Source organism: Mycolicibacterium xanthum (assembly GCF_019710635.1).
GTDB lineage: Bacteria > Actinomycetota > Actinomycetes > Mycobacteriales > Mycobacteriaceae > Mycobacterium > Mycobacterium xanthum.
Genome location: NZ_JAIFZS010000055.1, coordinates 73,917 through 83,336, shown reverse-complemented (window position 1 = coordinate 83,336; position 9,420 = coordinate 73,917). Strand labels below are relative to the sequence as shown.

11 protein-coding genes are annotated in these 9,420 nt (G+C 66.5%); 7 read left to right on the top strand and 4 right to left on the bottom strand.

Going from position 1 to position 9,420, the window contains the following annotated elements:
* The 4 genes from JDV09_RS20450 to JDV09_RS20435 all read left to right on the top strand — a co-directional run.
* Positions 1-250 (top strand): integrase core domain-containing protein (locus JDV09_RS20450; RefSeq protein WP_221370956.1); only part of this gene is annotated, 250 nt, incomplete at its 5' end.
* 64 nt (positions 251-314) lie between these two features.
* Positions 315-1,235 (top strand): IS982 family transposase, encoded by a 921-nt coding sequence (locus tag JDV09_RS20445; protein ID WP_221370955.1) that lies wholly within the window; start codon positions 315-317, stop codon positions 1,233-1,235.
* Positions 1,236-1,327: 92 nt separating this feature from the next.
* Complete coding sequence (locus JDV09_RS20440; RefSeq protein WP_221370954.1) at positions 1,328-2,974, top strand: hypothetical protein; 1,647 nt, start codon at positions 1,328-1,330, stop codon at positions 2,972-2,974.
* Positions 2,975-3,078: 104 nt separating this feature from the next.
* Entirely contained in the window at positions 3,079-3,597 is a 519-nt protein-coding gene (locus tag JDV09_RS20435; RefSeq protein ID WP_221370953.1) for a PH domain-containing protein, read from the top strand.
* On the opposite strand, the gene JDV09_RS20430 is transcribed toward JDV09_RS20435, so the two are convergent.
* A complete protein-coding gene (locus JDV09_RS20430; protein ID WP_221370952.1) occupies positions 3,552-4,214 on the bottom strand; it encodes a GtrA family protein in 663 nt (220 codons plus the stop codon). The genes JDV09_RS20435 and JDV09_RS20430 overlap by 46 nt on opposite strands.
* Positions 4,215-4,308: 94 nt before the next feature.
* Between JDV09_RS20430 and JDV09_RS20425 the strand changes: the two genes are divergently transcribed.
* The 3 genes from JDV09_RS20425 (at position 4,309) to JDV09_RS20415 (ending at position 7,624) form a co-directional block, all read left to right on the top strand.
* Positions 4,309-5,523, top strand: coding sequence for a 5-(carboxyamino)imidazole ribonucleotide synthase (locus JDV09_RS20425; RefSeq protein ID WP_308124185.1), 1,215 nt, complete (start codon positions 4,309-4,311; stop codon positions 5,521-5,523).
* A complete protein-coding gene (purE, locus tag JDV09_RS20420; protein WP_221370951.1) occupies positions 5,520-6,026 on the top strand; it encodes a 5-(carboxyamino)imidazole ribonucleotide mutase in 507 nt (168 codons plus the stop codon). Before JDV09_RS20425 ends, purE begins: the two co-directional genes overlap by 4 nt.
* Positions 6,027-6,454: 428 nt before the next feature.
* Entirely contained in the window at positions 6,455-7,624 is a 1,170-nt protein-coding gene (locus JDV09_RS20415) for an acyl-CoA dehydrogenase (RefSeq protein WP_221370950.1), read from the top strand.
* 68 nt (positions 7,625-7,692) lie between these two features.
* Here the strand turns inward: JDV09_RS20415 and JDV09_RS20410 are convergent, their stop codons facing one another.
* The 3 genes from JDV09_RS20410 to JDV09_RS20400 all read right to left on the bottom strand — a co-directional run bounded on the left by JDV09_RS20410 (position 7,693) and on the right by JDV09_RS20400 (position 9,417).
* The gene (locus JDV09_RS20410) at positions 7,693-8,151 is read right to left on the bottom strand and encodes a hypothetical protein (RefSeq protein WP_221370949.1); all 459 of its coding nucleotides are present in this window, start codon (positions 8,149-8,151) and stop codon (positions 7,693-7,695) included.
* A 95-nt stretch (positions 8,152-8,246) separates the two neighbouring features.
* Positions 8,247-9,038 (bottom strand): biotin--[acetyl-CoA-carboxylase] ligase, encoded by a 792-nt coding sequence (locus JDV09_RS20405; protein WP_221370948.1) that lies wholly within the window; start codon positions 9,036-9,038, stop codon positions 8,247-8,249.
* Positions 9,039-9,087: 49 nt separating this feature from the next.
* Positions 9,088-9,417, bottom strand: coding sequence for a hypothetical protein (locus tag JDV09_RS20400; protein ID WP_221370947.1), 330 nt, complete (start codon positions 9,415-9,417; stop codon positions 9,088-9,090).
* Positions 9,418-9,420 lie beyond the last annotated feature (3 nt).

The window sequence follows — 9,420 nt, the reverse complement described above, 5'->3', positions numbered from 1 at the left end:
GGGGATTCGGCAGTCGATGGGCCGGGTGGGATCGTGTTTCGACAATGCGGCCGCCGAGGCGTTCTTCTCCTCGCTGGAGTGGGAAGTACTGTCCCGCAATCGTTTCCGTGATACCATCCACGCGCAGGCTGTGGTCATCGACTGGTGTTACACCTTCTACAACCACCAACGCCGTCACAGCGCCGCCGACGGTCTCTCGCCCGTCAACTACGAAATCAGGGAAGCCAAGACCAAGCCGCAAGCGGCATAGGAAACCCTCCACGATTTCGGGGGAACCACACTACTACCACACGCTCAAGGCTTGGAGACCTGTCGTGGGCGCTGACCTGGACGCCCTCATCACCGCACTGTACGTCACTACCGATGACCTGCTGAAACAACACCCCTATCGGGTGCCACCCCGACCGAAAGTGGGGTTCATCCCGCACATCAGCGACGCCGAACTGCTGGCGTTGGCGGTGATGCAGGCACTGCTGGGCTTCGCCAGCGAGCGCCGCTGGCTGCGCCATGTGCGCACCCACCTGCTGGCGATGTTCCCCGACCTGCCGGGCCAATCGGGCTACAACAAACGGCTGCGGGCGCTGGCGCCCACCATGGCGTGGCTGACTACCCGACTGGCAGCGATGACCAGCATCGGCGACGACACCACCTGGGTGGTCGACTCCACCCCGGTCGAATGCGGCCGCTCCCGCGAGACCGCCAAGCGTTCAGATCTGGCCGGGTGGGCCGAGTACGGCTACTGCGCCTCACACTCGCGCTACTTCTGGGGACTGCGGCTGCATCTGGTGTGCACGCTGCATGGGCTGCCCACCGGGTGGGCGCTGACCGGAGCCAAAGCCGACGAACGCCACGCTCTGTGCGACATCCTCACCGGAACCACCAGTTTGGCTGCAACACAAGCATCGTCGCCGACCACGATCATCGCCGACAAGAACTACTACGGGCGCGTGTTCGAGGCCGAACTCGCCGACGCTGGAATCGCCCTGCTACGCCCGCAACGCAAAGGCGAGACTCCCCGCAGCGGACACCACTTGTTCAAACCCCTGCGCCAGATCATCGAGTCCGTCAACGACACCCTCAAAGGCCAACTCGACCTTGAACGCCACGGCGGACGCACGTTCAGCGGAGTCTGCGTCCGCATCGCCCAACGCATCCTCGCCCTCACCGCCGCCATCTGGCACAACGACCACCTCGGCGCCACCATCAAACGATCACTGACCGCCTACGACCACTGACCCCCTGGAATCACTCATCCAGTGAGGCTTCGCCTCTGACCGCCGAGGCTGCGGGCTTGTGGCCCGTGTGAGCTGCGGTCACGCTGATGGTCATGGACAAGCCGGTGACCGTCAATGATGTGCTCGACGGGCATGTGGACCTGGATGTGGAGTGCCTGGATCGGATCTATCTGAACGGTTACGTGCCGAATTTGCAGGTGGGCGGTCAGGTGGTGTCGTTCATGACCGCACATCTGGGTTATCCGATTCCGTCGCCGGCGATCATGGAGAAGATCGGCACAGCGTTCCGCAGGGCGGTGGACCGCTTCGCTGCAGACAACCACATCCCGGTGGTGCGGTTCATCAAGGACGACCGCAAGATCGATCGGATGCGGCCGTATCTGGCTCGGCAGGCGCTCACCGGCCGCTGCGGGGTGGCCGCGATCGGGGTCGCGCAGGAGTTCCAGAACGTGTTCGCCGCGACGAAACGCATGGGCCGCAACGGCGTTCCGTGGTTTTCGTTCACCAAGGCCGACCGGCGGGTGACGTGTTTCTATTTCTATCTCTGGGATGCCGATTTCGGGCCGGCGTTCATCAAGATCTGCGCCTACTTCCCGTACCCGATCAAGGTGTGGCTCAACGGTCACGAGTGGGCCAAACGCCAGGCCACCGCCGCCGGCATCGGGTTCACCGAGCTGTCCAACGGGTTCGCCACCTGCACCGATCCCGCCGCGCTGCAGACGATCTGTGACCGGCTGGGCCCGGGCACCATCGGGGTGTTCTTCCAACGCTGGATGAGCCGGCTGCCGTTGCCGCTGACCGAGCACGACCGCGCCGCGGGCTACTGGTGGGAGCTGTCGATGCGCCAGATCGAGGTGTCGCGCACCCTGGTCTTCGACGCCCCGCGCCGAGCGAGGGCGTTCTTCGAAGCCCTCGTCGCCGACAATCTCGACATCGGCCGCCCCAACAGTGTGGAACTGATCTTCCACGGGCCCCGACACCTGGGCCGGCCCCCGAAGTTGGACTGCGTGCCGAAAACAAAGATCATCACCCGCGGCACTGACGTCACCGTCAACGCCTTCTACAAGCACTCCCGCATCAAGCAGTATTTGAAGGACGGGCGGGCGCTGCGCATCGAGACCGTCATCAACTCACCCGACGACCTGCGGTGTCACCGCCGCCTGACCCATCTCGACGAACTGCAGGCCCGCGCCCGTGCGGTCAACCGCCGCCTGCTCGATACTGAACGTGTCGGTCAGGGCTGTGTCCTGGCGAGTCCAGCCTTTGAGCGGATCGCCCGGCCCACCCTCACCGAGGATGGCAGGAGGGCCCCGGCCTTGCGGTTCGGCGACCCTCGGGTCCAAGCCCTGGCCGGCGCCCTATGCACCACCGTGCTCGCCGTCACCGGCATCACCAACAAGAGCCTGCGCGCCTTGATGCCCGGACTGCTCGAGAGCACTGACTACACCACCAACCAGGCCAGCTACGACTTGGCCCGGCTACGCCTCAACGGGCTCATTACCCGAGTCCCGGCAAGAACCGCTACCGATTCACCGGCGACGGCCTACGTTTCGCGATCTTCTACACCAAACTGCACGACCGGCTACTCCGCCCGCTACTTGCCGGCGACCAGCCTCCAGCGCCACCGCCATTGCGAAAGGCATTGCACACCATCGACATTCACATCAACGAAACCATCGATCGAGCTCGGCTCCTGCCGAACGCAGCCTAAAAACTCAAGACAACTCTCAACGAGCTAGCGACCAAGGATCGCTAGCGACCAAGGATCGCTAGCGACCAAGGATCGCTAGCCGGTTGGTGGCGCGACAGAGCCTGCGGCCCCCGCCCTGGGTACAGTTCTCCCGTGGGTTACCCGGACAATGTGCTGGCCAAAGACGAACGTGTCGTGCTGCACCGCCACCCGCACTGGGGGCGGCTGACCGTCCCGGCGCTGATCCTGCTCGTCGCCAGCGCCGCCGCCGCGTTCCTCGCCGGCTACGTCAACACACTGGACTGGGAGTCCAACGCCAAGAACATCGTCCACCTGGTCATCGCCGCGCTCTGGCTGATCCTTGTGCTGTGGCTGTCGGTGTGGCCGTTCCTGAACTGGTGGACCACCCACTTCGTCATCACCGACCGCCGGGTGATGTACCGCCACGGGCTGGTCACCCGGCAGGGCATCGACATCCCGCTCGCCCGCATCAACAGCGTGGAATTCCGCCACAGCCTCATCGACCGCATGCTGCGCACCGGCACGCTGATCATCGAATCGGCAGCCCAGGACCCGCTCGAGTTCGAAGACATCCCCAACGTCGAGCGGGTGCACTCACTGCTGTATCACGAAGTCTTCGACACCCTGGGTTCGGAGGAAGCTCCCAGCTGACGCTGCCGCCGCCGCGACGCCCGCATCGGGGTGACGTTGTCGGCCTGGTGGCGCGCCTCGTACTCGTCCTCGGCCACCTCGGCGAAGCCGCCGCCGGTCAGGGTGGACTCCAGGGCCTTCTCTGGGTTGCGGGCGAACTCGTCGGGGAAGACGAAGCGGCGGAACGCCCAGAACCGGAACGCCATCTGCAGCAGGTTGCCGATGATGTAGGCCGAGACGAAGTCGGCGACGTTCTCCGCCGTCAGCGACACCATCGGCACCCGCAGCATCAGCACATAGCTGGAGATCCACAACGGCACCATGGCCAGCACCACGCCCACGCCGCTGACCATGAAGAACAGCAGCGCCTCGTGGTGGCGCTCGCGGCCGCCGCGGTCCCGGAAGCTCCACTCCCGGTTCAGGATGTAGGAGGCGATCACTGCGACGATGCCGGCGATGATCTTGGCCGTCACCGGCTTGGGTTCCAGGACCGTCAGCTTGAGGGTGAAGAAGATCGCCGAGTCGATGACGAACGTTGTCGCGCCGACGATGGCGAATTTGATCAGCTCATGATGCCGCTCGGCGAAAGGACGCAGCGGCCCCGGAAGGCGCTTGATCGTCGCATCGGCAAAGGACACAAGAGCGAAGTGTACGGAACCAACCCAAGAAACTCGCCATCGCGGCTTAGTCGCAGGTCAACCGTGTGGCCTGGGTCATGACACGATAGGTGCCGTGTCTGCACGCCCCACCCGAGAGCCCTCCGCGGCCCCCGTCGTCGCCATGGTCGGCGGCGGCCAGCTGGCCCGAATGACCCATCAGGCCGCCATCGCGCTGGGCCAGACGCTGCGCGTGCTGGCCACCAGCAGCGACGAATCGGCCGCGCTGGTGTCCCCGGACGTGGTCCTGGGCTCGCACACCGACCTCGACGCTTTGCGCAAGGTGGCCGATGGCGCGACGGTGCTGACGTTCGACCACGAACACGTGCCCACCGACCACCTCAAGACGCTGGTCGCCGAGGGGGTCGCCGTCGCGCCGCCGCCGGAAGCGTTGGTGCACGCGCAGGACAAACTGACGATGCGCCGTCGACTGGAGGCCCTGGGCGCGCCGGTGCCGCGGTACGCGGCGGTGTCGTCGGTCTCGGACGCCGCCGAGTTCGCGAAGGCGGTCGGTGGGCCGGTGGTGGTCAAGACGGTGCGGGGCGGCTACGACGGCCGCGGCGTGGTGATGGCCTCCGGTCCGGACGATGCGTGCGCCGTGGTCGAGGGTTATCTGGCCGACGGGGTGGCGGTGATGGTGGAGGAGCGCATCGCGATGCACCGCGAGCTGGCCGCGCTGGTCGCCCGCTCACCATTCGGTCAGGGCGCGGCCTGGCCGGTGGTCGAGACCGTGCAGCGCGACGGCATCTGTGTGACCGTGATCGCCCCTGCCCCGGATCTATCCGAGGAAACCGGCTCGACCGCTTCCGGATTGGCGCTGCGGCTGGCCGCCGAACTCGGCATGGTCGGGGTGATGGCGGTGGAGCTGTTCGAGACCGTCGACGGCGCGCTGCTGGTCAACGAACTGGCGATGCGCCCGCACAACTCCGGGCACTGGAGCATGGACGGCGCCCGCACCGGCCAGTTCGAACAGCACCTGCGCGCGGTGCTGGACTACCCGCTGGGTGACACGTCGGCGCTGGCGCCGTTCACCGTGATGGGCAACGTGATCGGGGCACCGGACACCCCGTCGATGTCGATGGACGAACGCGTGCACCACCTGTGCGCGCGTATGCCCGACGCCAAGGTGCACCTGTACGGCAAGGGGGAGCGGCCGGGCCGCAAAATCGGCCACGTCAACATCGTCGGGTCGGCCACCGAGTCGGTGGCGTCGCTGCGGGAACGCGCGGAGCGGGCGGCACACTGGTTGTCGCACGCGCAGTGGACCGACGGATGGGACCCCCACGCATGACGACACACGCCCGGGTGGGCCTGATCATGGGCAGCGACAGCGACTGGCCGGTGATGTCGGAGGCCGCGTCCGCCCTGGCCGAGTTCGATGTGCCGTTCGAGGTCGGCGTGGTCTCCGCGCACCGCACACCCGCGCGGATGCTGACCTACGCCCAGGAGGCGGCCGGGCGGGGAATCGAGGTAATCGTCGCCGGCGCTGGGGGAGCAGCTCACCTGCCGGGCATGGTGGCCTCGGCGACACCCTTGCCGGTGATCGGGGTGCCGGTGCCGCTGGCCCGCCTGGACGGGCTGGATTCGCTGCTGTCGATCGTGCAGATGCCGGCCGGAGTGCCGGTCGCGACGGTGTCGATCGGCGGCGCCCGCAACGCCGGGCTGCTGGCGGTGCGCATCCTGGGTGCTTCTGACGCTGGGCTGCGGTCGCGGATGGCCGACTATCAGGCCGGGCTGGAGACGATGGTGCTGGAGAAAGATGAGGCGCTGCGCCGGCGACTGCTGGGGGAGTAGCCGCCCGCTTCCGTTCAGACTGTGGCCCCGCTTCCGTTCAGACTGCACTCAGGGCGGATTTGTGCGAGTGGAGCCCACCGCCAGCGCAGTATCAACGGGGATGTGGCGCGTTACGACGCCTTGAGGACGACGACCGGAACGGTGGCGGGGTTCAGCAACGGCGTCTCGGTGTGGCCGGTCTGCGCGACATGGATGCCGGCGTCGATTACCGCTGATGCGCGCAACCAGCGCGGAGTAGCGTGCCAACCACACTCACATTTCGCGGTACGGCGAAAGGCTCCGCCCTCGATGTACACCCGCATACGGTGGAAAGTACCCACCAACCTTGAGAGCCAACCTCGACGAGGCTGAGCTCCACCTTAGAGACCACGACTCCGTCGCGCGGCGTGAGCACGTTAAAGTTACCGGCGAGTAGCAAGGAGATCATGATGGCTAGTTGGGGCGGCGATCCGTCGTTCGATCTGTTCCAGTTGCCCGAGGAACACCAGGAGCTGCGGTCGGCGATCCGCGCGCTGTGCGAGAAGGAGATCGCGCCGCACGCCGCCGACGTCGACGAGAACTCGCGCTTCCCTCAAGAGGCGCTCGACGCGCTGGTGGCTAACGGTTTCAACGCGGTGCACGTGCCCGAGGAGTACGGCGGTCAGGGCGCGGACTCGGTGGCGGCGTGCATCGTCATCGAGGAGGTCGCCCGTGTGGACGCTTCGGCATCGCTGATCCCGGCGGTCAACAAGCTCGGCACGATGGGCCTGATCCTGCGCGGCTCCGACGAGCTCAAGGCCAAGGTGTTGCCGTCGATCGCCGACGGTGAGGCGATGGCGTCCTACGCGCTGTCCGAGCGTGAGGCCGGCAGCGATGCGGCGGCGATGCGCACCCGCGCCAAGGCCGACGGCGACGACTGGATCCTCAACGGCGCCAAGTGCTGGATCACCAACGGCGGCAAGTCGTCCTGGTACACGGTGATGGCGGTGTCCGACCCGGACAAGGGTGCCAACGGTATCTCGGCGTTCATGGTGCATATCGACGACGAGGGCTTCACGATCGGGCCCAAGGAGAAGAAGCTCGGCATCAAGGGTTCGCCCACCACCGAGCTGTATTTCGAGAACTGCCGTATCCCCGGCGACCGGATCATCGGCGAGCCCGGCACCGGCTTCAAGACCGCGCTGGCCACGCTGGACCACACCCGCCCGACGATCGGCGCGCAGGCGGTCGGCATCGCGCAGGGCGCACTGGACGCGGCGATCGAATACACCAAGGACCGTAAGCAGTTCGGCAAGAACATCAGCGACTTCCAGGCGGTGCAGTTCATGCTCGCCGACATGGCGATGAAGGTGGAGGCGGCCCGCCTGATGGTCTACACCGCCGCGGCGCGCGCCGAGCGTGGCGAGGGGAACCTCGGGTTCATCTCGGCGGCGAGCAAGTGCCTGGCCTCCGATGTGGCCATGGAGGTCACCACCGACGCGGTGCAGCTGTTCGGCGGGGCCGGCTACACCGTCGACTTCCCGGTCGAGCGGATGATGCGCGACGCCAAGATCACCCAGATCTACGAGGGCACCAACCAGATTCAGCGTGTGGTGATGAGCCGCGCCCTGCTCAAGTAGCGCTTGCCTCGAACGTGCATTCCTTGTCGCGCGGCTACACGGAATGCACGTTCGCGTCAGGCCTGGCTTTAGCCGTCTTCAATGAAGATGGAGTTCAGCAGGTCGACGATTTGCTGTTGCCCCGCTGCAGTGGCATCGAACTTGCCGCGCATTTCCATGAACCCTCGGTCGACGTGATCACGAAGTACGCCGAAGTCCTGGCGCAGGTCGGTGAACTCACCGCGCAGGACGCCGAAGTCATCCCGCAGCACGCCGAACTCACCCCGCAGGTCGGCGAACTCATCGCGCAGCACGCCGAACTCACCCCGCAGGTCGACGAAGTCCTGGCGCATGGCATTGAAGCCGGCTGTCGTGGCCTTACGGAAGTCGCGGATCTCACCCCGCATTTCGTCGACATCGCGATCGGCGGCACCGGCCAACACGCGGGCGGCCGCCGCATCCTCTTTGCTTCCCCGCATCTGGGCCGTCAAATCGCGCACCTGGTTTTCCAGAGCTTCCACCCGCGGTTCGAGGTCATCTGATTCCACACGATGAGCCTACCCAGCACCGCGGGCCCCGGGGAGCACCAATCTGCACGCGAACGTGCATCCCCGGTAGCGCGCCCAGGCGAGCGACTAACAGGTCAGCCGTTGCGGAGATAGGTGATATCGCCCGCCGACACCGTCGTCATCGTGCCGTCGGTGTCGATCACCAGTCGGCCGCTGTCGTCGATGGCCGCGGCGATGCCGACGATCTCGGTGTCACCGGGCAGCACCGCGCGCACCAGCGCGCCGAGGGTGGTGCTGTGGTTGCGGTAGTCGACGGCGGCGTCGTCGTCGGCGCCCTTCATCGCGCGCCAGTGCCGCACGCGCCTGCTCAGCGCGATCAGCAGTTCACCGGCCAGCGCGGAGCGGTCGACGTCGTGGCCCAGCATGCTCAGCGACACCGCGTTCGGGTCGGGCAATTCGTCGGGGGTCAGGCTGACGTTGAGGCCCAGCCCCACCACGATCACCGGTCCGGTCACCTCGGCCAGGATGCCGGCCAGCTTGCCGGTGCCGACGAGTATGTCATTGGGCCACTTCAGACCCGCGTCGATGCCGAGATCACGCACCGTCTGTGCGACCGCCAGCCCCGCGAGCAGCGGCAGCCACCCCCAACCGTCGGGCGACACCCCGGTGGTGTCCACCCCGACCGACATCGCGATCTGTGAGCGCGGCGGCGCCGACCACGTCCTGCCGTGGCGGCCGCGGCCCGCGCTCTGGTACTCGGCCAGCAGCACCGCGCCGGCGATGTCCTCGCCGGCGGCGGCACGTGCGATCAGGTCGGCGTTCGTCGAACCGGTCTCTTCGACAACGTCGACGCGCCGCCATTCGGTGTTCGAAATGACATTGCGCAACAACTCGGAATTGAGGGCAGCACGGTGGGTTGCGGGCACGAGCAAAAGCCTAATGAGTGTGCCGGCCGATATCGTGGGTAGAAATGCCCTATCGGCTGATCGAGTCCGTCGTGGGTGCCAACGTCTCCATCAGCCGGGCCAACTCGTCGCGCTGGGCGGTGGCGCGGTTGAGGTTCTCGAAGCCGGCAACGAACGCCACCATCGCCGCCAGCAGCCAGGCGTTGCCCAGCGCCCATTCCCAGGTGGTGCCCGTGGGGGCGCTGACCAGCCAATAGGACGCGATCATCACCAGTGCGTATCCGCAGTAGATGTGGGACCGGCCGTCGGAACTCGCGCACCACCCGGGGTGCCGGCGATTACGCGCGTGCCAGATCACCAGCAGCGCTATGACCGCGATCGCGGTGATGGTCGACGACATCGG

Bases quoted from the DNA above. Each gene is read 5' to 3' on its own strand.
- JDV09_RS20440 (WP_221370954.1), top strand. From the start codon at position 1,328: ATGGACAAGCCGGTGACCGTCAATGATGTGCTCGACGGGCATGTGGAC.
- purE (WP_221370951.1), top strand. From the start codon at position 5,520: ATGACGACACACGCCCGGGTGGGCCTGATCATGGGCAGCGACAGCGAC.
- JDV09_RS20415 (WP_221370950.1), top strand. From the start codon at position 6,455: ATGGCTAGTTGGGGCGGCGATCCGTCGTTCGATCTGTTCCAGTTGCCC.
- JDV09_RS20400 (WP_221370947.1), bottom strand. From the start codon at position 9,417: ATGTCGTCGACCATCACCGCGATCGCGGTCATAGCGCTGCTGGTGATC.